Source organism: Shinella sumterensis (genome assembly GCF_004514425.2).
Classification (GTDB): Bacteria; Pseudomonadota; Alphaproteobacteria; order Rhizobiales; family Rhizobiaceae; genus Shinella; species Shinella sumterensis.
Map to the genome: position 1 here is coordinate 741,850 of NZ_MYFN02000001.1, position 21,202 is coordinate 763,051.

21 protein-coding genes are annotated in these 21,202 nt (G+C 63.4%); 9 read left to right on the forward strand and 12 right to left on the reverse strand.

The window, feature by feature from the left end; all coding sequences use genetic code 11:
- Positions 1 to 31: 31 nt before the first annotated feature.
- Positions 32 to 1,348 (reverse strand): aspartate aminotransferase family protein, encoded by a 1,317-nt coding sequence (locus B5M41_RS03500; protein WP_134648800.1) that lies wholly within the window; start codon positions 1,346 to 1,348, stop codon positions 32 to 34.
- Positions 1,349 to 1,350: 2 nt separating this feature from the next.
- Positions 1,351 to 2,400, reverse strand: a complete 1,050-nt coding sequence (locus B5M41_RS03505) for a phosphotransferase (protein ID WP_134648801.1) — start codon at positions 2,398 to 2,400, stop codon at positions 1,351 to 1,353.
- A 169-nt stretch (positions 2,401 to 2,569) separates the two neighbouring features.
- Between B5M41_RS03505 and B5M41_RS03510 the strand changes: the two genes are divergently transcribed.
- The 6 genes from B5M41_RS03510 to B5M41_RS03535 all read left to right on the forward strand — a co-directional run bounded on the left by B5M41_RS03510 (position 2,570) and on the right by B5M41_RS03535 (position 8,460).
- Positions 2,570 to 3,250 carry a GntR family transcriptional regulator gene (locus tag B5M41_RS03510; RefSeq protein ID WP_134648802.1) on the forward strand — a complete coding sequence of 227 codons (681 nt, stop codon included), beginning with the start codon at positions 2,570 to 2,572 and terminating at the stop codon, positions 3,248 to 3,250.
- 72 nt (positions 3,251 to 3,322) lie between these two features.
- The gene (locus B5M41_RS03515; protein WP_134648803.1) at positions 3,323 to 4,063 is read left to right on the forward strand and encodes an SDR family NAD(P)-dependent oxidoreductase; all 741 of its coding nucleotides are present in this window, start codon (positions 3,323 to 3,325) and stop codon (positions 4,061 to 4,063) included.
- A 196-nt stretch (positions 4,064 to 4,259) separates the two neighbouring features.
- Positions 4,260 to 5,312, forward strand: coding sequence for an ABC transporter substrate-binding protein (locus tag B5M41_RS03520; RefSeq protein ID WP_134648804.1), 1,053 nt, complete (start codon positions 4,260 to 4,262; stop codon positions 5,310 to 5,312).
- A gap of 93 nt (positions 5,313 to 5,405) precedes the next feature.
- Positions 5,406 to 6,485, forward strand: coding sequence for an ABC transporter ATP-binding protein (locus B5M41_RS03525; RefSeq protein WP_134648805.1), 1,080 nt, complete (start codon positions 5,406 to 5,408; stop codon positions 6,483 to 6,485).
- Positions 6,482 to 7,660, forward strand: coding sequence for an ABC transporter permease (locus B5M41_RS03530; protein WP_134648806.1), 1,179 nt, complete (start codon positions 6,482 to 6,484; stop codon positions 7,658 to 7,660). Before B5M41_RS03525 ends, B5M41_RS03530 begins: the two co-directional genes overlap by 4 nt.
- A gap of 2 nt (positions 7,661 to 7,662) precedes the next feature.
- Positions 7,663 to 8,460, forward strand: coding sequence for an ABC transporter permease (locus B5M41_RS03535; RefSeq protein ID WP_134648807.1), 798 nt, complete (start codon positions 7,663 to 7,665; stop codon positions 8,458 to 8,460).
- Here B5M41_RS03535 and B5M41_RS03540 read toward each other — a convergent pair.
- Positions 8,423 to 9,841, reverse strand: a complete 1,419-nt coding sequence (locus B5M41_RS03540) for an aminotransferase-like domain-containing protein (RefSeq protein WP_230639966.1) — start codon at positions 9,839 to 9,841, stop codon at positions 8,423 to 8,425. The two genes, B5M41_RS03535 and B5M41_RS03540, sit on opposite strands and share 38 nt — an antisense overlap.
- 112 nt (positions 9,842 to 9,953) lie before the next feature.
- Here B5M41_RS03540 and B5M41_RS03545 point away from each other — a divergent pair, with 112 nt between their 5' ends.
- Positions 9,954 to 10,817, forward strand: a complete 864-nt coding sequence (locus tag B5M41_RS03545; RefSeq protein WP_134648808.1) for a DMT family transporter — start codon at positions 9,954 to 9,956, stop codon at positions 10,815 to 10,817.
- A gap of 158 nt (positions 10,818 to 10,975) precedes the next feature.
- Here the strand turns inward: B5M41_RS03545 and B5M41_RS03550 are convergent, their stop codons facing one another.
- From B5M41_RS03550 to B5M41_RS03580, 7 genes are all read right to left on the reverse strand, one after another.
- A complete protein-coding gene (locus B5M41_RS03550) occupies positions 10,976 to 11,161 on the reverse strand; it encodes a hypothetical protein (protein ID WP_134648809.1) in 186 nt (61 codons plus the stop codon).
- Positions 11,162 to 11,291: 130 nt separating this feature from the next.
- A complete protein-coding gene (gene minE / locus B5M41_RS03555; RefSeq protein WP_134648810.1) occupies positions 11,292 to 11,555 on the reverse strand; it encodes a cell division topological specificity factor MinE in 264 nt (87 codons plus the stop codon).
- Positions 11,552 to 12,367, reverse strand: a complete 816-nt coding sequence (minD, locus tag B5M41_RS03560) for a septum site-determining protein MinD (protein WP_134648811.1) — start codon at positions 12,365 to 12,367, stop codon at positions 11,552 to 11,554. Before minD ends, minE begins: the two co-directional genes overlap by 4 nt.
- 29 nt (positions 12,368 to 12,396) lie before the next feature.
- Positions 12,397 to 13,146, reverse strand: a complete 750-nt coding sequence (minC, locus tag B5M41_RS03565) for a septum site-determining protein MinC (RefSeq protein WP_134648812.1) — start codon at positions 13,144 to 13,146, stop codon at positions 12,397 to 12,399.
- 413 nt (positions 13,147 to 13,559) lie between these two features.
- Positions 13,560 to 14,561 (reverse strand): ABC transporter substrate-binding protein, encoded by a 1,002-nt coding sequence (locus B5M41_RS03570; RefSeq protein ID WP_134648813.1) that lies wholly within the window; start codon positions 14,559 to 14,561, stop codon positions 13,560 to 13,562.
- A 63-nt stretch (positions 14,562 to 14,624) separates the two neighbouring features.
- Complete coding sequence (locus tag B5M41_RS03575; protein ID WP_134648814.1) at positions 14,625 to 15,452, reverse strand: pyrroline-5-carboxylate reductase family protein; 828 nt, start codon at positions 15,450 to 15,452, stop codon at positions 14,625 to 14,627.
- Positions 15,433 to 16,062, reverse strand: coding sequence for a TetR/AcrR family transcriptional regulator (locus B5M41_RS03580; RefSeq protein WP_134648815.1), 630 nt, complete (start codon positions 16,060 to 16,062; stop codon positions 15,433 to 15,435). The genes B5M41_RS03575 and B5M41_RS03580 overlap by 20 nt, the downstream gene beginning before the upstream one ends.
- Positions 16,063 to 16,209: 147 nt before the next feature.
- Between B5M41_RS03580 and B5M41_RS03585 the strand changes: the two genes are divergently transcribed.
- Together B5M41_RS03585 and B5M41_RS03590 are read left to right on the forward strand one after the other, a co-directional pair.
- Positions 16,210 to 18,246, forward strand: a complete 2,037-nt coding sequence (locus B5M41_RS03585) for an NADH:flavin oxidoreductase (RefSeq protein WP_134648816.1) — start codon at positions 16,210 to 16,212, stop codon at positions 18,244 to 18,246.
- On the forward strand, positions 18,246 to 18,854 hold the full coding sequence (locus B5M41_RS03590; protein WP_167718985.1) for a dimethylsulfonioproprionate lyase family protein: 609 nt from the start codon (positions 18,246 to 18,248) through the stop codon (positions 18,852 to 18,854). Before B5M41_RS03585 ends, B5M41_RS03590 begins: the two co-directional genes overlap by 1 nt.
- 4 nt (positions 18,855 to 18,858) lie before the next feature.
- Here B5M41_RS03590 and B5M41_RS03595 read toward each other — a convergent pair whose 3' ends face one another.
- Both B5M41_RS03595 and B5M41_RS03600 read right to left on the reverse strand, forming a co-directional pair.
- Positions 18,859 to 19,944, reverse strand: coding sequence for an FAD-binding oxidoreductase (locus B5M41_RS03595; protein ID WP_134648818.1), 1,086 nt, complete (start codon positions 19,942 to 19,944; stop codon positions 18,859 to 18,861).
- On the reverse strand, positions 19,934 to 21,187 hold the full coding sequence (locus B5M41_RS03600; RefSeq protein ID WP_134648819.1) for an aromatic ring-hydroxylating oxygenase subunit alpha: 1,254 nt from the start codon (positions 21,185 to 21,187) through the stop codon (positions 19,934 to 19,936). Before B5M41_RS03600 ends, B5M41_RS03595 begins: the two co-directional genes overlap by 11 nt.
- Positions 21,188 to 21,202: the final 15 nt, after the last annotated feature.

Sequence of the window (21,202 nt, forward strand, 5' to 3'; positions counted from 1 at the left end):
GGCCGGCTCTGTTGCCCGCCGTCCCCGTCGGTCACAGTGCCTGCAACACACTGCGGAGGGCGTCGAGAAGCGCGTCCGCGTTCTCGCGCGAAAAGACGAGCGGTGGACGGATCTTCAGCACGTTGGCGCGCGAGCCAGAGGCGCTGATCAGCACGCGGCGCTCGCGAAGCCCGTTGACAATGCGCGTCGTGAGCGCAGCATCCGCGGTCTTTGCCGCCGGGTCCGCGACGATCTCGACGCCGATGAAGAGGCCGCAGCCGCGAACGTCACCGATGGCATGGTAGCGGTCCGACAGGCTCTTGAGCCCGTCCATCAGATAGCGGCCGACATCCAGCGCATTCTGCTGGAGGCCTTCTTCGCGGATGACGTCCAGCACGGCCCTGCCGGCGGCGGCAGCGATGGGGTTGCCGCCAAAAGTGTTGAAATAGCGGGCGCGGGGACCGAATTCGGCGATGATATCAGGTCGAAGCACGATGCCGGCCATGGGATAGCCATTGCCCATCGGCTTGCCGATCGTCACCATGTCGGGTGCCACCCCGTGGCGCTCGAAACCCCACATGGCTTCGCCCGTGCGTCCGAAGCCGGGCTGCACTTCGTCCGCGACGAAGAGGCCGCCCGCTTCATGGATCGCGTCTACCGCGGGCTTCAGGAAGCCTTTCGGTCCCTCGAAAATGCCGTCGCTCGAAAAGATCGTATCGGTGATCAGCATGGCCGGCTTGATGCCGTGCCGCTTCAGGTCGGCGATCGCAGCGCGAACGTCGCGACCGAATTTCTCCATCGTTTCTTCTGGCGTTTGGCGATAGCTGTCCGGCGCGGGAACGGTGCGCACATGCGACCCGAGCGTGACGGATTCACCAAGTGAGGGCGAGAATTCCGCAACCGCGCTCGTCAGGCCGTGATAAGCGAGTTCCGTCGCGATGATGCCTGTTCCGCCTGTGACGAAGCGTGCGATACGCACGGCGAGATCGTTGGCTTCGCTGCCCGTGCAGGTGAACATGGCCTGGCTGAGCGCATCGGGGAACGTCGCCGTCAGCGTTTCGGCATAGTCGATGATCCCTTCATGGAGGTAGCGCGTATGGGTGTTGAGCACGGCCGTCTGGCGGGTGATCGCCTCCACCACGCGCGGATGGCAGTGGCCGACCGAGGCGACGTTGTTATAGGCATCGAGATAACGGTCGCCGGACGTGTCGTAGAGAAAAACACCTTCACCGCGCACGAGATGCAGCGGCCTTTCATAAAAAAGGCGATAGGCAGGGCCGAGCACTTTTTCCCGCCGGGCGATCAGTGCCCGGTCCGCTTCGTCGAGCCGCTCGAAGTCCTCGCGCGAAAATGCATTCACCATCGACATGATCAGGCCTCGGAAAGATTGGGCACGAGCCATGCGAGCCCGGCCGGGTTGAGATCGGAGATGTTCTGCAGGCCCCTGAGGGCGGTGGCGTGGTTGCGCATGATGTAGTCCCGGTTTTCCGGGAAAAGCGCCGAGCGCCACTCGGCAATGATGATGGACATGGCCAGCCGGCAGCGCAGGAGAAGCGGCAGAAGCTCGATCTCCGCCGTCTCCAGCGGGCGCGCCGAGAGAAAGCCTTCAAGGAAGCCGCTGACACGCGCCGTCCAGTTGTCCGTCGCCAGATGATAGGAAAGGCCGACGGCGAGATCGTTGATGAGCGGCGCATGCACCATGTCGCCGAAATCGATGATGCCGGCCACCGCGTCTGGCTCGGCCGGATCGAGCAGGATATTGTGCGGGTTGAAATCGTTGTGGATGATCTGGCGCCGCCTGAGGGCGTCGATGGCCGGCAGTGCGCGCTCGAATTCCGCCAGAACGGCTTCGGCCCTGGCGCGACGCTCGGGGGCGACGTGTCCGACGACGGCGGCAAGATCGAGCGTGTGGGAAATGTCCCACATCAGCTTTCCCTCCGGCGGGCGGCCCTTATAATCCTCAAGCCCACGGCCGAGTTCGGCGAGCGCACGGCCGACATTGCGGCTCTGCGCCGGCGTTGCGGGCGTGCGATATTGCAGTTCACCGGGCAGGAAGGAAAGCAGGCGCATGATGCGCGGCCCGTCGGGGCTCGCGAGCGTGTGGCTCTGCTCGCCCGCCTGGGTGCGGATCAGTCTTGGAACCGGTACGCAGGGGGCGGCCCTTTCGAGGTGGAGCAACGCGCCGTCCTGGAATTCCAGCGCCGCGGGGTCCTCCGCTGCGTTGGCGATCTTGAGGATGAACGCCGTGCCGTCCGTTCGCCTGAAGAGAAAGGTCTCGTCCCGCTCGCTTGAGAGGCGCTTGACCTCGCCCTCAAGCCCATACACCGCGGCGACCGCGGCCGCCGCATCCGGCAGGGCCGTTACGGTCAGCGTCGCGCGCATCGAATCTGTTCCGGGACTGGCGAGCGATGGCTCGGTCATGCTGGCTCCGTTGGCGCGTTCTGCCGGCGTGTCGTTTCGCCGGAGAGAGAAGGCATGCTGGATTTCCGAAGGTTTCGAAGAAGGAACGACGCTTGCGGCCGTCCCATACTTGAAACACGTCAAAAAAGATGCATCAAGTATCTTATCGCGCAATTTTATCGGTCGGTCCATGGCGGAATTCACCACACTGGAACATGAGAACCTGAACAGTGTTGTCTATGGCGCACTGTGCGACGCGCTGATGCAGGGGCGGTTTCAGCCGGGCGACCGGCTCAAGATCCGCGATCTCGCCGAACAGTTCGGCACCAGTGTCACGCCGATCCGCGATGCGATCCTGCGCTTGGCCAATGATGAGGCGATCGCGTTCCGCTCGCCGCGCGATATCCGCATCGCCGGGCTCAGTGAGAACCGCTACCGCGAAATCCGCGCCATTCGCGTACGTCTTGAAGGGCTTGCCGCGGAAACAGCCGCGCAGGTTGCCACAAGCGCCGATATTCAGGCTATGGAACAAATTCTTCTGGAAAATGAAGCCGCTATCAAAGACGGCGATCGCTTGAAGGGCACGCAGCTCAACCAGGCTTTCCACTTCATGCTGCCGCGGATCGCCGGGCTTCCCGTGCTCACGACGATCTTGCGGCGCCTCTGGCTTCAGATGGGCCCGCATATTTCGGACGCCTATCTGGCCGGCGGGCGGGCGATGATCGACCACCATTACCCCGTCGTGGAGGCCTTGAAGCGGCACGATCCGACTGCCGCGTCGATGGCCATCGTGGACGATATTCTTCTGGGCGGGAAGCCGATTCTCGACCGTATCGGCGGTGGATCGCCGGATGCACAGCCTTCGGTGTGAGGCCCGCCGAAAGGCTCTTGCATTTCGCTAACGGCCAATTACGATGTATCAAGCATCAACGGAGACTGCCGGATGACCGAAGAACGCCGCTACATGTTGCTGACGGGCGCAAGCCGCGGCATCGGGCACGCAACGGTCAAGCTGTTCCAGTCGAAAGGCTGGCGGATTTTTACCGTCTCCCGCCAGCCCTTTTCGGAAGAATGCGCCTGGCCATCCGCGCGTGAAAGCCACATCCAGGCCGACCTTGCCGACCTCAGCCAGATCGATCGTCTTGCCGCGACGGTGCGCGAGCGGCTGCCCAACGGCAGGCTGCATGCGCTCGTCAACAATGCCGGAATTTCGCCGAAGGGGCCGGACAGGAGCCGCCTCGGCGTGATGGGCACGGACGCCGAAGTGTGGACGCAGGTCCTCAACGTCAATCTCGTCTCGACGGCGCTGATCGCACGCGCGCTCATGCCGGAGCTGGAAGCGGCGAAGGGTTCCATCGTCAACGTCACCTCGATTGCCGGTTCGCGTGTGCATCCCTTCGCCGGTGTCGCCTATGCGGCTTCCAAGGCCGGGCTTGCCTCGCTAACCCGCGAGATGGCGCATGAATTCGGCAAGCGCGGCGTGCGGGCGAATGCGATCGCGCCCGGCGAGATCGAAACCTCCATCCTGTCACCCGGCACCGATGCGCTGGTGGCGGCGGAAGTGCCCATGGGACGGCTGGGAGAACCGCGCGAAGTCGCGGAGACCATCTATTTCCTGTGCACCGAGCAGTCGTCCTACATCAACGGCGCGGAAATCCACATCAATGGAGGACAGCACGTCTGACGATGATCAAGCCGCGACGGATTTCCGTTGACCGGCGATGATCGGAATGCATCAATCGGCCGACATGTCCCGGGGAAAGGACAGGCCGGCTGTAAAGGCTGCGAGGCCGCGCAACGTCGAAGGCGAGCGCGGAGCAGGGCCGAAGGTCGCGACAGAGCCGCACCGGCTCGTCGATAAAACAGAAAAGGGGAATGCCATGAAGACGATCGTTAAATCCGGAATCCTGGCGGCCGCTGCGGTCGCCCTCTCGGCAAGCCTGGTTCTTCCGGCCGCTGCGCGGGACCTTACCGTCGTTTCCTGGGGCGGCAACTATCAGGACGCGCAGCGCAACATCTATTTCAAGCCGTTCTCCGAAAAGATCGGCAAGCCGGTGCTCGACGAAGCATGGGACGGTGGCATCGGCGTCATCCAGTCGAAGGTCAAGGCCGGCGCGCCGAACTGGGATGCCGTGCAGGTGGAGGCCGAAGAACTTGCGCTCGGCTGTGCCGACGGCCTCTACGAGAAGATCGACTGGGACAAGATGGGCGGCAAGGACAAGTTCCTCGACAGTGCCGTCAACGATTGCGGCGTCGGGGCCATCGTCTGGTCAACGGCCATCGCCTATGACGGCGACAAGCTGGCCGAGGGGCCGAAGTCCTGGGCAGATTTCTGGAATGTCGAGAAGTTCCCGGGCAAGCGTTCGCTGCGCAAAGGCCCGAAATATACGCTGGAATTCGCTCTTTTGGCCGATGGCGTCTCCAAGGACGAACTCTATGACGTGCTGTCTACGGAAGAGGGTGTCGAGCGCGCTTTCAAGAAGCTCGATGAACTGAAGCCGAATATCGTCTGGTGGGAATCCGGCGCGCAGCCGATCCAGTTTCTCGCTTCCGGCGAAGTCGCGATGACTTCGGCCTATAACGGCCGCATCACCGGCATCAACCGCTCCGAAGGCAAGAACTTCAAGGTCGTGTTCCCCGGCAGCATCTACGCCGTCGACAGCTGGGTCGTTCTCAAGGACGCTGAGAACAAGGATGTCGCGCAGGACTTCATCGCCTTTGCGAGCCAGCCGGAAAACCAGGCCAAGCTGCCGGAATCCGTTGCCTACGGCCTGCCCAACAAGGAGGCTGCGGCCATGGTGCCGGCGGAGCTCGCCAAGGACCTGCCGACGGATCCGGCGAACCTGCCGGAAGCCATCGCACTCAATGTCGATTTCTGGATCGACAACGCGGAATCGCTGACGCAGCGGTTCAATGCCTGGCTGGCCCAGTAAGGATATTCGCGGCGAAGGGCGTCCTCACGGGCGCCCTTCCTGACTGGCCGGATGCGTCGCAACCCCTTCATGCCGCATCCTTCGCCGCTAGCGATGGAGCATTCCTTGGCCGAATTCATCAAATTCGATCGCATCACCAAATTCTACGGCCCGCTCTGTGTGGTCGAAAACCTTGACCTCAGCATTGCGAAGGGTGAGTTCGTTAGTCTTCTAGGGCCGTCCGGTTCCGGTAAGACGACGCTGCTCATGATGCTTGCCGGTTTCGAGCAGGCGACGTCCGGCAAGATCCTGCTCGATGGTGCGGCCATCAACGACGTGCCGACCCACAAGCGCGATATGGGTGTCGTTTTCCAGAGTTATGCGCTCTTCCCCCACATGACCGTTGGCGAGAACATCGCGTTTCCGCTGCAAATGCGCGGCATCGACAAGGCCGAGACCGCCGCGCGCGTCAAGCAGGCGCTCGATATGGTGCAACTGTCCGCACTGGCCGACCGCCGTCCCTCGCAGCTTTCCGGTGGCCAGCAGCAGCGCGTGGCGCTTGCCCGCGCGCTGGTCTTCGAACCGCGCGTCGTGTTGATGGACGAACCGCTCGGCGCACTCGACAAGCAGCTGCGCGAGCAGATGCAGCTCGATATCCGCGATCTTCATCGCCGGCTCGGGTTGACCATCGTCTTCGTGACGCATGACCAGTCCGAGGCGCTGACCATGTCGGACCGCGTCGCCGTCTTCAACAAGGGCAAGATCGAGCAGATCGGCACGCCGCGTGAGGTCTACGACGAGCCGGCGACCCGCTTCGTGGCCGAATTCATCGGCGAGACCAACCTCGTCGAGGGCGTCGTGGAAGCGATAGACGGGCGGGAGGCGACGGTGCGACTGCCGAATGGCGCGCATATCGTCTCGGCCGTCTCTGCTGGCGTGGCGGCTGGCCAGCCGGTCTACCTCTCCATCCGCCCGGAGCGCATCGATCTTGCCGAAGCTCGCGGTGAGGCCCGCAACGTGCTGGAAACGGAGGTCACGGACAGCGTCTACCAGGGGGATCACCTGCGCGTTCAGCTGCAGAACGACGCGCATCCGCTGATCGCGAAGCTTGGACGTCGCTCGCGGGAATTCGCACCGGGCACCAAGGTCTTCGCTGCCTTTTCGGCGGGCGATTGTCGGGTCATCGCGCCATGAACGGCCCGTCGCCCCGCATGGGGCGCTCCCTGTTGCTGCTTGCGCCGCTTTTTCTCTTCCTCATCGGCTTCTTCGTCTGGCCGCTGTTCAGCATGATGTCGCAGGCCGTGTCCGACCCTGCGGTCCTGCGCCTCTTGCCGCGTACCGCAGACGTGGTGGGTGAGTGGGATCGCCAGTCTCCGCCGAGCATGCCGATGCAGACGGCGCTGATGGACGATCTCAAGGCTGTCGACGACGATCAGGCGCTCGGCGACATGGTGCGCCGCCTCAACAGCGCCCGCTCCGGCTTTCGCACCTTGATGTCGAAGACGACGAGCGCGCTTTCTGATGCCGCAAATCCGCCGCCCGATCTGGTTTCCATCGACAAACGGTGGGAAAAGCCGGAATTCTGGATCGCGATTGCCGATGCACTGTCCCCACTCACCGACCGCAACCTGCTCGCGGCCGTCGATCTCGGGCGCAACGCGGCGGGCGCTATCGAGCATCTGCCGGCCGACCAGTCCGTCAACCGTGTGATCCTGGTGCGGACGTTCTGGATTGCGGCGCTTGTCACGTTCTTCTGCGCCTGTATCGGTTTTCCCTATGCGATCATCGCCGCATCGCTGAGCGGCTGGAAGCGTGACCTGATGCTGGCCGCCGTCCTGCTGCCGCTCTGGACATCTCTTCTGGTGCGCACGGCCGCATGGTTCATCCTCTTGCAGGAGCAGGGGCTGATCAACGACTTCCTGCGCGCCATCGGCCTCATCGACGCGCCGCTGGCGCTCATCTTCAACCGCACCGGCGTCATCATCGCCATGACGCATGTGCTGCTGCCCTTCATGGTATTGCCGATCTATTCGGTACTCATCACCATCCCGAAGAACCTCATGCCAGCGGCTGCTTCGCTCGGTGCGCCGCCGATGCGCGCCTTCCTGCGCGTTCTGCTGCCGCTCAGCCTGCGCGGCGTCGCGTCGGGGGGCCTGCTCGTCTTCATCTCGGCCATCGGCTACTACATCACGCCGGCGCTGATCGGCGGGCCGGGCGACCAGATGATTTCCTCGATCATCGCGTTCTACGCGACCGGGTCAGCCAACTGGGGCATGGCCGGCGCACTCGGCATGGTGCTGCTGGTGGCGACGCTGTTGCTCTACAGCGTCTATGCGCGGCTTTCCTCGGACGAGCCGGGGAGGCGATGACCATGCCGATGAAGATTGCAAAATTCACCTTCGCCCTGCTGACGATCCTGTTTCTCGTCGCGCCACTCATTGCCATCCTGCCGCTCGCCTTCACATCGAGCGTCATCCTGACCTATCCGATCCCATCGTGGTCCCTGCGCTGGTTCGAAGAACTGTTCTTCGCGGATGCCTGGCGCCGGGCGATCATCAACAGCCTGATCATCGGCGCGGGCACGACGCTGCTCGCAACCGTGCTGGGCACCGCAGCCTCGCTCGGCCTGCGCAACCGTCTTTTCTTTTTCCGCGGCTCCATGCGCACGCTCTTCCTGCTGCCCATGGTCGTGCCGGCGGTGGTGCTGGGCGTCGGCATGCAGGTGCTTCTCGCGCGCTTCGGCCTCATCAACAGTTATGCCGGCGTGATCATCGCGCATACGGTCGTGGCGGTCCCCTTCGTGGTGGTGAGCGTGACGGGCGCGCTTGCCGGCATCGACGAACGGGTGGAGCTTGCCGCCCAAAGTCTTGGAGCGCCGCCCGTCACCGTCTTCCGGCGCGTGACACTGCCCCTTGCCATGCCGGGCGTGCTGTCCGGCGCCGTACTCGCCTTCGCGACCTCGCTCGACGAGGTGGTGCTGACGCTCTTCGTCGCTGGCCCCAACCAGCGCACGCTGGCGCGGCAGATGTTCTCCAGCATTCGCGAGAACATCAGCCCGGCGATTGCCGCGGCAGCGTTCCTGTTCATCGCGGCGACCATCCTGATCGGCCTCGCCGTGGTGCTGTCGCGGTCTATGCTGGCGAAGCGGACGAGACCGGCCGCTTCATGACATCCGCAAGCACGGTATAGATACGCGGCTCGAGCATGAGGGCCACGTTGAAGCGCATGAAGTTGCCGGCACTCTGCGATACGCTGAACACGTTGCCCGGCGCCAGGACCACGCCCTGTGCGAGTGCCGCCTGCGCGACCTCGCCGGAATCCAGTCCTTCCGGCAGCCGGCACCAGAGGTAAATCCCGCCGCGCGGCATCAACCAGGGCTCGATTCCGAGGCGGGACAGGCGCTCGGCCGTCTCGCGCCGGACGCGCACCAGCTTGCGGCGCACATCCTCCATATGCTTGCGGTATCCGCCGCCCGCCAGCATGTGGGTGATGATCTCGCTGGCGACCGGGCTCGGGCCGCCGAAATTCGTCGCGATTTGCAGGTCGATCAGGCCCTCGACCCAATCCGGGCGCGCCGCGATATAACCGCAACGCACCGCCGCCGAAAGGGTTTTCGAGAAACTGCCGATCCGAATAACCCGCTCCAGCCCATCGAGCGCCGCAAGCCGGGTGGATGGCTCCGGCTCGAAATCCGCGAAGATATCGTCTTCGACGATGATGGTGTCATTGGCCGCGGCGGCGTTCAGCATTCGGTGGGCGACCTGCGGGGATAGGGTCGAGCCCGTCGGATTGTGGATCGTCGAATTGGTGACGTAGAGCCGGGGGCGGTGAGCCGAGAGTATCGCCTCGAAGGCGGCGATGTCGGGCCCGTTATGCGTGCGCGCCACGCCGACAACCTTGACCTGATGCGCCTTCAGCATCGCCTGGAAATTGAAATAGCAGGGGTCGTCCACCAGCACCGTGTCGCCGGGCCGCAGGAGGAAGCGGCAGATGAGATCAAGCGCCTGCGTCCCGGTGCTGGTCAAAACCAGATTGTCAGGCCCGGCCGGAATGCCGTTCTCCGCGAGACGGCCGAGCAGAAGGCGTCGAAGGGCAGGGGAGCCGCGCGTGCTGCCGTAGTAGGCCAGGAGCGCGTCGTCGCTGCGCGCAAGGCTTCGGATCGCCCGCCGCAGGGCATCGTTGGGCATCCAGTCGGCCGGCAACCAGCCGCAGCCGGGCTTGAGCGTCGTGTCATCAGCATCGAGCGACTGCCGCGATACCCAGAACGGATCGACGGCCCGCGCTTTGGGGGTTTCGGCCTCGGCGAGCTTCAGCGGCGGAAGGGCGGCGCCGGATACGTAGAAACCCGATCCCTGCTGGGCGCGGATCAGTCCTTCCGCTGCAAGCCGGTCATAGGCCTCCACGACTGTGGAAGGGGATACGCCCATCGTGGCCGCGAAATTGCGGATCGAGGGGAGGCGGTCCCCGGGACCAAGCATGCGACCGGCGATCCGCCCACGAACGGCGTTCATGACATCGGAGGTCCGTGTGCCTGTTGCTGTCGTCGTCATGTCAGGCCTTTGTATGGCTCACTGCACCAGTACAGTTTTTCAGAATTGTACTGCACTGTTCCTGTCATTTCCAGTGTCCCCGCGCTTAACAGGACGGGAAAGGCAAGGTGCTATGAAAACATCGATGGAAGGCTGGGGCAGCGGGCTGACGGGCGTTGTCATCTTCAGTGGGTCGCTCCCGGCGACGCGTCTGGCAGTGGGAGATTTTTCGCCGCTGTTTTTGACCTCCGCGCGGGCGGTGATCGCCGGGACGCTGGCGGCGATCTTTCTCCTCGCCTTGCGGCAAGCCCGACCGCGGCGGGACAATCTCCTGTCGCTCGCCGTCGTCGCACTCGGCGTCGTCGTTGGCTTCCCGCTACTGACGGCGATTGCCCTGCAATATGTCACGGCCGCGCATTCGGCGGTTTTCATAGGGCTCCTGCCGCTGGCGACCGCGATCTTCGGCGTGCTGCGCGGTGGTGAGCGGCCCAAGCCGCTGTTCTGGCTGTTCTCCTGCATCGGCAGCGCGACCGTCGTCGGCTTTGCTTTGACCGCCGGCGTGGAGGTCTCGCTTGCCGGCGATTTGCTGATGGTCGCGGCGATCATCCTCTGTGGCCTCGGTTACGCTGAGGGGGCAAAGCTCTCGCGCGCCATTGGCGGCTGGCAGGTCATCTGCTGGGCGCTCGTCCTGTCGCTGCCGCCGATGGCGGTCATCGCGCTTCTGTGGCTTCCGGATGCCTGGAGCGGCATTGCGCCACGTGCCTGGGCCGGTCTGTTTTACGTCTCCGTGTTCAGCATGCTGGTCGGCTTCTTCTTCTGGTACCGAGGTCTGGCGAAGGGCGGTATCGCAGCTGTCGGCCAGTTGCAGCTGCTGCAACCCTTTTTCGGTCTTCTGATCGCCGCGGTGCTTCTTCACGAGAAGGTCAGCCCGTTCATGATCGCGACGACGCTCGCCGTGGTGCTTTGCGTAGCGGGCGCACGGAAGTTCGCGCGTTAAGACGTAAACGAGGGGGCGTAAAACGCCCCTCGTCGACCGTTTTGCCGTGCTGCACGTGTCGTACGGTTGACCGCGTGGCCACCAGGCAGGACCGACAAAGAGGAGAAGAGACGCTGCCTGAAGCCAAGGAAATGGATAGGCGGAAGGGTGCCTTAAGCCTATGCCGGTCCGCTTGGTGCGTCGTCGGCCGGTCTCGTGATCCCCGCGTCGGTCTCGCAGACCTCGACATGGCGGGCGAGTGCTTTCGTGTTGAGGATGGCGGCGATGGTGGTGATGTCGCGGCGCTCGAACTTCGGCGTCTGCTGGACTGCTTTCAGTCTTTCCAGAAGGGCTAAGCGGGTCATGACAGCCTCCTTGCTATGCTGGTATGTGGTGATGCGCCCGAAGCGGGCTGCTTTCGGCTCGGTGTCCTTGCTGAGCGTTGAACGATGCCGCCCGCCCGGAAGGGCGCGGCGGCGTGATCGGTGGGAACCGTCAGGCGGCCTTCTTGCCGGCGTCGAAGGGGATTTCGATATCCACGGCGAGCGTGGAGACCTGCGCGCCGCGCTCCATCTTGATGCTGACCTTCTCGTCGTCCACCTGCATGTGCTTGGAAATCGCCTTCAGGATTTCATCGCGCAGCTTGTTGACGAGGTCGACGTCGCCGGTGGCGGCGCGTTCGTGGGCGAGCAGAACCTGCAGCCGCTCACGGGCTGCCGGCGCCGACTGGCCGCGGGAGAAGAAACCGAAAAGTTTCATGCCGCCTTCCTTCCGAAAATCTTGCCGAGGAAGCTGCGCTTCTCGCCAGGAATCGTGACCGGCAGGTCCTCGCCCTTGAGACGGCGCGTGGCTTCGAAATAGGCGAGCGCGGGCGCGCTGCGGCCGTCGGCCAGCGTCACGGGGGCGCCGACATTCGATGCGCGCAGCACGTCCATGCTTTCCGGGATGATGCCGAGCAGCGGGATGGAGAGGATCTCCAGCACGTCGTCGACCTTCAGCATGTCGCCACGTTCCGCGCGGTTGGCATCATAGCGGGTCAACAGCAGGTGTTTTTCGATGCGCTCGCCGTTCTCCGCCTTCAGCGTCTTCGAATCGAGAAGGCCGATGATGCGGTCGGAATCGCGGACCGAAGAGACCTCGGGATTGGTCACGACGATGGCGACATCCGCATGGCGCATGGCAAGCGTCGCACCGCGCTCGATGCCGGCCGGGCTGTCGCAGATCACCCAGTCGAACGCGCTCTTCAGCGCCGCGATGACTTTCTCGACACCCTCGGGCGTGAGATTGTCCTTGTCGCGGGTCTGCGAGGCCGGCAGCAGATAGAGCGTCTCGACGCGCTTGTCGCGGATGAGCGCCTGCGTGAGCTTTGCTTCGCCCTGGATGACGTTGACGAGATCGTAGACGACGCGTCGTTCCGCCCCCATGACGAGATCGAGATTGCGCAGGCCGACGTCGAAATCGACGACGACGACCTTTTCGCCGTTCTGCGCCAGCGCGGCGCCCAGTGCGGCCGACGACGTCGTCTTGCCGACGCCGCCCTTACCCGATGTGACAACGATGACCTTGCCCATATACCTCTCCAGTCCATAGGAATTCGTGTTCAGCCGAGTATCGCGGCCTTGATGGTTTCGCCTTCGAGCCAGATCTGCCCGGCCTTGCCGCGCAGTTCGGGTTCCATGTCTTCGGCAGTCTTGTAGAAGCCGTCGATTGCAATGAGTTCTGCTTCCAGCTTGCGGCAGAAGATGCGTGCCTCGGCATTGCCGGTCGAGCCCGCCATCGCCCGGCCGCGCAGCGCGCCGTAGACGTGGATGGAGCCACCCGCGACGACTTCGGCGCCGGATCCGACCGACCCGACGATGGTCACGTCGCCCTCGGGAAAGAAGATCGACTGGCCGGACCGCACCGTTCGGGAAACGATCAGGGACGGCGCTGCCGTGACCGGCTGTTGCAGGGGAGCGGCCGGGGCTTCGGCCTCAACGGGATCGACCGTCTCCTTCTCCGTCTTCTGCGATTCGGCCGGGGCTTCGAAATCGGCAGCCGGGCGGCCGTCGGTCATCGCCGGCGGCATGTCGGGGCCGAGTTGCGAGGTGCGCGCGCCCTCGATGCCCATCACCCGGACATTGCGGGACGACAGCTGCTCGACGAGTTCGCGCAGTTCCTGACGGTCGATATCGAGGCCATCGATATCCAGCACGACCGGACGGCGAAGGAAGAAGCCGGCCGAACGGGCCGCCAGATCGTCGAGCCGCACCAGCCAGTCCGCAACGGGCAGTTCCGGGGTCAGCGCAAGCGCAAGAAAGGACCGCCCCTTGAGGCGGATCGGCCGGGGTTGAGTTAACACGTCAGTCATCTTGGTTAATTTTCGGTAGCTTTGTGTAGCGGTGAAATGGTTAACAAAGCGTTAATTTCAGGTCTGGCTGGCGCGAGGCATGACGCGCCACAATTCGCCGGCAAGGCCAGCGCCAATGTCGCGCGGAAAAGGCTGTGAGGCAGGATTTGGCGTCATGCCCGGCAGGCAATTTGGCCGCCGCTGCGACGAGCGAAGTGACGTTCAGCCGTCATCCGGCCGGTTATGCATCACGCGGAGTATTCTTTTTGCCGGCGTAGCGGCAACGATTCTTCAGGCTGGAGCGATGAATTCGCCGACTCACTTGGCAGGCAGGTCTGGCGGCGACGTTACCGTCTCGGCGAATGCCATCCCGTCGGCTTCGGGAAAGGTGCGACGCGCAAGGGCGCGTCGCACAGATTTCGGGGAGGGTGCCGTCAGAGCGACGCTTCGATCTTTTCGGCGGCTTCCGGCGTGACCCAGGCTTTCCAGGTATCCTTGTTTTCGGAGAGGAAGTGCTTGGCGCCGTCCTCGCCGCTCGCCTGATTGTCGGTCATCCAGGCCATCAGCTTGTTGATGGTGTCGTTGCTCCAGGAGCGCTTGTTGAGATAGTCCATGACCTCGGGGCCGACGCGCTCGGAGAACGGTTTGGCAACCAGTGTGACGATCGTGTCCACCGGCCAGCCGTTCGGCTTCGGATCCGGGCACGCTTCGACGGTGTTGCAACGCTTCCACTCGGCCGCGTCGTTGTCGACGCCCTCGGCGAGGCGTACCATCTGGTATTTGCCGAGAAGCGCGGTCGGAGCCCAGTAATAGGCCACGAAGTTTTCCTTGCGCTCGTAGGCCTTGGCCATCGAGCCGTCGAGACCCGCCGCCGAGCCCGTGTCCACCAGCTTCCAGCCGAGTTTTTCGCCGTCGAAGGCCTTGAACAGCTGCGAGGTCACGACCGTGCCGCCCCAGCCCTGCGGACCGTTGAGGATGGCACCCTTGCTCTTGTCTTCGCTGTCCGGGAACAGATCGGGATGCTTGAGGAGATCCGGGATCGTCTTGATGTCAGGGTGGGCTTCCGCGACATATTGCGGGATCCACCAGCCCTGCACGCCGCCATCCGGCAGCGGTGAACCGACCTGCACGATGCGGCCTTCATCCGTGCCCTTCTTGACGACGTCAGGCAGAAGGTCGATCCAGGCTTCAGGCGCGATGTCGGGCTGGCCTTTTTCGGCCATCGACGTGATCGTCGGCACGGTGTCGCCGATCGTGATCTCGGCATTGCAGCCATAGCCGGCGTTGAGAATGATCTTGTCGAGGTTGGAAATCACCTCGGCGCTCTGCCAGTTCATGCTGGCGATGGTGACATCACCGCATTCCGCAGCATTGGCGATGGACGCGCCGGCGAAAAGGCCCAGTGTCAGACAGGTCGATGCAAGCAGTCTCTTCATTGTGGTTCCCTTTGTTTGCGGCATCTTCTCTGCGGGCCGCCGCTTTGGCCCCATCCTGCGTTGCTAGGAACCGTCTCCCAGGCGCAGCGATTTCTCTTGGGCCGCGGTCAGGCCCTGTGCGACGGCGGTGCGAAACCCCGCGCGTGTCATCGCCTCGATGGCCGCTGCGGTGGTGCCGCGATACTCGAGAAAGGTCCTGACCGTTTCGGCGGGACACTCGTCTCGTTGCTCCAGCATCCGGCCGGCGCCGATCAGAAGCATGTTGACCGCGCGGCGTGCGACATGCGGGTCGAGCCCCCTGGAAACAGCATCGGCCATCATGGCGTCGGCGAGGAGCGCCGGAAACGCCGGACCGGAGCCCGTGAGGCCGGTGAGATAGTCGATCTCCACTTCACTGCGCACCTCGTCCTGTACGCCACAGGCATCGAAGATCGCCCTGATGATCGCGCGGTCGGCGTCCTCGATCCCGTCGGCCGCCAGCCATGGCGTATAGGATTTGCGGACTTCCGCTGCGGCGTTCGGCAGGGCGCGGACGGCTCTGAGAGTGCGGTGGCGGTCGCCAAGTGCTGCAAGACGGATGCCGGCCATGACGGAGATCACGAGCTTGCCGTCCGCCGTCACGTTGAGGTCCTGCCAGTCGGACGGGCGGATGGAGAGGATGACGATATCGGAGCGATCGGCAAGCGCCTGGTTGTCTTTCGTCCAGAAGGCGCCGGGGAAACGGTCCGGGCGTGTGCTGCGGTAGGAGAGGGCGAGATTTTCCGGGGCGACGACACCCGACTCCAGCATCGCGGCGGCCATCGCACCGCCTAGCCAGCCGGCCCCGCCGATAATGCCGATCCTCAGGTCCTTGCCCTGTTCCACCCTGCTTTCACTCCGGTTTGTACCCATGCCGCGCGAAGAAGCGATCGAGTTCCCGCTGTTGCGGAACCTCGCCGGTATAGATCGCGATATATTCGGGGATGCGCTTCATTCGCAGCGCGATGTCCTCGCGCGACTGCATGGAGATATAGCCGATCTGGACGAGATAGGTGGTGCGCGCGCGAACGTCGGCGGGGCCTTCCTCATGGCCGAACCGCACGAACATCCGGCAGAGCGCTTCCATTCTCGTCTGGTCGGCCGCATGCACTTCCGCGAGGATATCGGGAGACTGCAAAGCCCAGCTGCGAACGGCAAATTCGAACTGTGAATCGAACAGGTCCTTGTTCAGCCAGCAATCGAAGACATTGAGCATCGCCTCGGCGAGTGTCTCCGCATAGGCCTCTGACTGTTTCACGAGGTTGCCGGTGTTCTTGTCCCTCCAGCGCGCGATCAGCGCATCGAGCAACTCTTCACGGTCCTTGAAGAACCAGTAAAAGCTGGTGCGGGAGAGATTGAGCCTTTTGGCCAGCGGCAGGATCTTGACCGAGTCGACGCCGGACTCGAGCAGCGCCTCATAGGCGGCCTCCAGCCATCCCTCCTGGGAGCCACGCCAGCCGCTGTCAGTGGTCGCCTGTTCCATGAAATCCTCCTAGCAAATCCGTCCTACTGGAGCAAGGAAAATGTACACATATGTCAATTAGCCGAACGAGCCTGTCCGATAATATTGACGCTTATGTACATTTCTGTTTAGCTTCCATCATAATTCCCCTAGACCGGAGCCCGGCGCATGTCGAACGATCCTCTGCTTCAGCCGTATCAGCTGAAGCATCTGACCCTCCGCAACCGCATCATCGTCACCTCGCACGAACCGGCCTATCCCGAGGATGGCATGCCGAAGGGTCGCTACCGCGCCTATACGGTGGAGCGCGCCAAGGGCGGGGTCGCGATGACGATGACGGCCGGCTCCGCTGCCGTCTCCAAGGACAGCCCGCCGGTCTTCAACAACCTGCTGGCTTACAAGGACGAGATCGTCCCGTGGATCCGCGAGATGACCGACGCCGTGCACGAGGAAGGCGCGGCCATCATGATCCAGCTGACCCATCTCGGCCGCCGCACGCGCTGGGACAAGGGCGACTGGCTGCCGGTCGTGGCGCCGTCGCATCACCGCGAGGCAGCACACCGCGCATTTCCGAAGAAGCTGGAAGACTGGGATATCGAAAGGATCATCAAGGACTTCGCCGATGCGGCCGAGCGCATGAAGGCCGGTGGCATGGACGGGGTGGAGCTGGAGGCCTACGGCCACCTGATCGACCAGTTCAATTCGCCGCTGACCAATGAACTGGACGGCCCCTATGGCGGCTCACTCGACAACCGCCTGCGCTTCTGTCTCGACGTGTTCAAGGCGATGCGCGAGCGCGTCGGCGACGATTTCATTCTCGGCGTGCGCTACACCGCCGACGAATGTCTTCCCGGCGGGACCGGAAAGGCCGAGGGCCTCGAAATCTCCCGCCGCCTCAAGGAAAGCGGCCTGATCGACTACCTCAACGTCATCCGCGGCCATATCGACACCGATCCCGGCCTGACGGATGTCATCCCGATCCAGGGCATGGCGAGTGCGCCGCATCTCGATTTTGCTGGCGACGTGCGGGCAGCCACGAAGTTCCCGACCTTCCACGCGGCCAAGATCCAGGACGTGGCTACCGCGCGCCACGCCATCGCGACGGGCAAGGTCGACATGATCGGCATGACGCGCGCGCATATGACCGACCCGCACATCCTGCGCAAGATCATCGAGAAGCGCGAGGACGACATCCGGCCCTGCGTCGGGGCGAACTACTGTCTCGATCGCATCTACCAGGGCGGCCTGGCGTTCTGCATCCACAATGCTGCGACCGGGCGCGAAGAGACGATGCCGCATGTCATTCCGAAGGCGGAGGTGCGCAAGAAGGTCGTCATCGTCGGCGCCGGCCCGGCCGGGCTGGAGGCGGCGCGTGTCTCGGCCGAGCGCGGTCACGAGGTCGTTGTCTTCGAAGCGGCGAACAATGCCGGCGGCCAGATCCGGCTGACGGCGCAGAGCGAGCGTCGCCGCGAAATGATCGGCATCATCGACTGGCGCATGAGCCAGTGCGAGAAGCTGGGCGTGACCTTCCATTTCAACACCTGGGCGGATGCCGAGACGATCACGGCTGAGACGCCGGATGTCGTGATCATCGCAACGGGCGGACTGCCGCATACGGATGTGCTCACCAGCGGCAACGAACTGGTCGTTTCCTCCTGGGATATCATCTCCGGCGATGTGAAGCCCGGCACCAACGTGCTCGTCTACGACGATGCGGGCGATCACGCCGGTCTGCAGGCCGCGGAGTTCATCGCGAAGGCCGGTGGCAAGGTCGAGATCATGACGCCGGACCGGTCCTTCGCGCCCGAGGTCATGGCCATGAACCTCGTGCCCTACATGCGCTCGCTGCAAAAGCTCGACACGACCTTTACCGTCACATACCGGCTGGAAGCGGCCGAGAAGAGCGGCAATCAGATCATCGCCCATGTCGGAAGCGACTACGGCGGCGTCTCCCGCCAGCGTACGGTGGACCAGATCGTCGTCAACCATGGCACAATTCCGCTGGATGACCTCTATTTCGAGCTGAAGCCCGGTTCGAGCAATCTCGGCGAGGTTTCCTATGACGACCTCGTCGCAGGAGCGCCGCAGACCGTACGGCGCAATCCTGACGGCGCCTACCAGCTCTTCCGGATCGGAGATGCGGTTGCCGCGCGCAACACCCATGCCGCCATCTACGACGCCCTGCGCCTGGCGAAGGACCTCTGATCATGCCACGCAGCGATGTCCTGCAAGGCTTCCTCGATGCCATCTTCGGCGCCTTCGATGACTGTGTGACGGATGCGCGGGCGCGCGCGTCGATCACGCAGATCGTGGCGGCGCTGAAGGTGCCTCATCCGGAACGGCAGGATATCGGCCGGCGGCTGCCGGTCTGCGAGGGGCATCTGACGAATGCCCTTTCGGTGGGAAGCGACCGGCCATCTCTGGGCCTGTTGCTGGAGCGGTTCAGGGCGCTGGAACCGCTTCTGGAGTGGAAAACCCGTCCGCACTTCGATGAAACGGCGAGCGACAATTTCGCGATTGGGCATGCCAATACGATGATCGTCGGCCCCGGCGGCCTTGAAGACCGGCGGGATATCTGGCTGGGCGTAAGCCTGCTGGCGCCGCAGGTGCGCTATCCCGACCATGATCATGCGCCGGAGGAGACCTATCTCGTGATGTCGGACGGCGAATTCCTGCACGGCGATTCCGGCTGGTTTTCGCCGGGCGTCGGCGGGACTTTCTACAATCCGCCCGGCATTCGCCATGCCATGCGCTCCGGAAGCAAACCGCTCTTCGCCTTCTGGGCACTGCTCCCCGACCAAACGAAGCGCTGATTTCCTATCTGTCTATGACGAGATCGCTGAGCGGTTTCGAGCAGCAGGGCAGGAAAAGGCCTGCGTCGATCTCCCGCTGCCGAATACCGCCATTGTGGTTCATGTCGACGCTCCCGGAAATCAGCTTGGATTTACAGGTGCCGCACACGCCGTTGGAACAGGACGAGGGAAGTTTCACGCCCGCCTTCTTGGCGCAGGACAGTATGGTCTGTTCGCCTGACACGGCAATCTCGCGCGCCTGCTTGGCGAAGGAAACCAGGAAGGTGCGCGTCGCTGCTTCTGCCACGACCGGAAGGTCGATGTCATCGATGACGGCCGCGTCGAAGCTCTCTTCGAGATAATTTGCCGAGGGAACCCCAAGCGCCGACGTGATCGTGCGCGCCGCTGTCATGAAGGGGGCAGGGCCGCAGCACAGCACGGTGCGTTCGGCAAGGTCGGGCACGGCAAGCTTCATGTAGTCGGAGGATATACGCCCTGTGAGGCCCGGCCAGTGCGCCTCACCCGTAACCGTTTCCGGCAGGAAATGGAGCCGCAGCCCCTTCACGCGCTCTGCCAGCCATGTCAACTCGTTGCGGAAGATCAGATCCTTCGGGCTGCGCGCGGCATGCAGGAAGACCACATCGGCCGGCTCGCAGGTATCGGCGATGTCGCGCAGCATCGACATGACGGGCGTGATGCCGGAACCGCCGGAAAGGAAAAGATACTTGCGCGCATGGGGCCGGATGAAGTGGCCAAGCGGGCCGTTCGCCTTGACCTTCGCATGAACCGCGAGGTTGTCGTGCAGCCAGTTGGATATCCTGCCGCCGGCAACACGCTTCACAGTAATGGAGAAGGCATGGCTTCGCTTCGGCGAGGAAGAGATGCTGTAGCAGCGGCTTTCCGTTTCACCCGCCACATCGAGGTCGAACAGGAAATACTGTCCCGCCTCGAAGGCGAAGCGTTTTCCCTCCGGCGACGCGAAGGTGAAGGTCTTCACGTCGTGCGTTTCCTGATGGATATCGATGCAGACGAGGTCTTCGTCCGTTTCCCGCTTCCAGAGCGGAGCGTGATGCACACGCTCGGCCGGCAGAATATCGCTTCTAGTATCCATGGGCGCGCATCCGGTCGATATACCACGTCGCGAACTTGTCGAGGTTCGTCTCGGAGAAGGGCGAATAAGGGCCGGGTATATAGGCGGGATCCTCCACGCCGGCCTGGGAGCGGGCAACGAGCTCGGCGTCCTGGTCCGTCGTCGCGATCCAGACATTGGTCAGCTTGTCGAGATCGTAGTCGACGCCTTCGACCGCATCCTTGTGGACGAGCCACTTCGTGCGCACCAGCGTCGTATCGGCCGTGAGCGGGATGACGATCGACACCACGGCGTGATCGCCCATGAAGTGGTTCCAGCTGTTGTGGCCCCATAGATGGACATCGCCGAGGTCCTTGCGGGTCATCGTGCCGAGCAGCTTGGCGGATGCAGCGGTCGCATCGGGTGTCTGGGATTCACCGGCGCCTGAGATGATCAGACGTTGCGTGCGGAAATTCGTCGCGCAATCGACCAGTTGCTCCACGGCGGCGGAGGGAAAGCCGTCCGCCTCCCACTGGCTGGTTCGCGCCTCATACAAGGCAAAATGCTCTTCCGCCTGCGCCTTGTCCTCGGGGCTGAGCGCGTCCGGATCGAAGCCGAAATCGAGATCGACGAAGGAAACGCACAGTTCCGGATGGTTGGCGGAGCAGTGGTAACATTCCCGGTTGTTTTCGATCGTCAGCTTCCAGTTGCCTTTCTCGATTACATCGGTCTCATGGGCGACCTTGGCATTACGGATGTCGTAGGGCGCAAGACGGTCCCTCATCACCTCTTCCAGACGCGCAATGTCCTCGGGCGGATCGTCAGAAAGACAGGCATAGACGAGGCCGCCGATCGACTTGAAGGCGACCTGCTTGAGGCTGCGGCATTCCTTGTCGAAGCCCTTGCCCATATGCGGGGCGTAGCTGAGTTCGCCAGTCAGTTCATAGGTCCAGGTGTGATAGGGACAGACGAGCTTGGAAACGATGGACTTGCCGGTATCCAGCAGGCGAGACCCGCGATGGCGACAGACATTGTGCAGCACGCGGATCTCGTTGTCGTCGTCGCGCAGCAGGATGAGGCTGGTTTTGCCGATATCGACCACCGTCGCGTCGCCCGGTTCCGGCACATCGCAATCCAGCCCGATGCAGATCCAGTGATTGCGAAAGAAAACCTCGAGATCGGCCTCGAAGACGTCCTGCCGGGTGTAGAGGCCGGCCGGCAGGGAATGCCCTTCGGCTCTCTCGTCGAGCAGGGCGGAGATCGGGGTTGCGAACGTCTGAAGCATAATATCACCTTATGT

What these genes read in the sequence shown, in the direction of transcription:
- B5M41_RS03500 (WP_134648800.1), bottom strand. Translation starts at nt 1,348, where the DNA reads ATGTCGATGGTGAATGCATTTTCGCGCGAGGACTTCGAGCGGCTCGAC.
- B5M41_RS03505 (WP_134648801.1), bottom strand. Translation starts at nt 2,400, where the DNA reads ATGACCGAGCCATCGCTCGCCAGTCCCGGAACAGATTCGATGCGCGCG.
- B5M41_RS03510 (WP_134648802.1), top strand. Translation starts at nt 2,570, where the DNA reads ATGGCGGAATTCACCACACTGGAACATGAGAACCTGAACAGTGTTGTC.
- B5M41_RS03515 (WP_134648803.1), top strand. Translation starts at nt 3,323, where the DNA reads ATGACCGAAGAACGCCGCTACATGTTGCTGACGGGCGCAAGCCGCGGC.
- B5M41_RS03520 (WP_134648804.1), top strand. Translation starts at nt 4,260, where the DNA reads ATGAAGACGATCGTTAAATCCGGAATCCTGGCGGCCGCTGCGGTCGCC.
- B5M41_RS03525 (WP_134648805.1), top strand. Translation starts at nt 5,406, where the DNA reads ATGGAGCATTCCTTGGCCGAATTCATCAAATTCGATCGCATCACCAAA.
- B5M41_RS03530 (WP_134648806.1), top strand. Translation starts at nt 6,482, where the DNA reads ATGAACGGCCCGTCGCCCCGCATGGGGCGCTCCCTGTTGCTGCTTGCG.
- B5M41_RS03535 (WP_134648807.1), top strand. Translation starts at nt 7,663, where the DNA reads ATGCCGATGAAGATTGCAAAATTCACCTTCGCCCTGCTGACGATCCTG.
- B5M41_RS03540 (WP_230639966.1), bottom strand. Translation starts at nt 9,841, where the DNA reads ATGACGACGACAGCAACAGGCACACGGACCTCCGATGTCATGAACGCC.
- B5M41_RS03545 (WP_134648808.1), top strand. Translation starts at nt 9,954, where the DNA reads ATGAAAACATCGATGGAAGGCTGGGGCAGCGGGCTGACGGGCGTTGTC.
- B5M41_RS03550 (WP_134648809.1), bottom strand. Translation starts at nt 11,161, where the DNA reads ATGACCCGCTTAGCCCTTCTGGAAAGACTGAAAGCAGTCCAGCAGACG.
- minE (WP_134648810.1), bottom strand. Translation starts at nt 11,555, where the DNA reads ATGAAACTTTTCGGTTTCTTCTCCCGCGGCCAGTCGGCGCCGGCAGCC.
- minD (WP_134648811.1), bottom strand. Translation starts at nt 12,367, where the DNA reads ATGGGCAAGGTCATCGTTGTCACATCGGGTAAGGGCGGCGTCGGCAAG.
- minC (WP_134648812.1), bottom strand. Translation starts at nt 13,146, where the DNA reads ATGACTGACGTGTTAACTCAACCCCGGCCGATCCGCCTCAAGGGGCGG.
- B5M41_RS03570 (WP_134648813.1), bottom strand. Translation starts at nt 14,561, where the DNA reads ATGAAGAGACTGCTTGCATCGACCTGTCTGACACTGGGCCTTTTCGCC.
- B5M41_RS03575 (WP_134648814.1), bottom strand. Translation starts at nt 15,452, where the DNA reads ATGGGTACAAACCGGAGTGAAAGCAGGGTGGAACAGGGCAAGGACCTG.
- B5M41_RS03580 (WP_134648815.1), bottom strand. Translation starts at nt 16,062, where the DNA reads ATGGAACAGGCGACCACTGACAGCGGCTGGCGTGGCTCCCAGGAGGGA.
- B5M41_RS03585 (WP_134648816.1), top strand. Translation starts at nt 16,210, where the DNA reads ATGTCGAACGATCCTCTGCTTCAGCCGTATCAGCTGAAGCATCTGACC.
- B5M41_RS03595 (WP_134648818.1), bottom strand. Translation starts at nt 19,944, where the DNA reads ATGGATACTAGAAGCGATATTCTGCCGGCCGAGCGTGTGCATCACGCT.
- B5M41_RS03600 (WP_134648819.1), bottom strand. Translation starts at nt 21,187, where the DNA reads ATGCTTCAGACGTTCGCAACCCCGATCTCCGCCCTGCTCGACGAGAGA.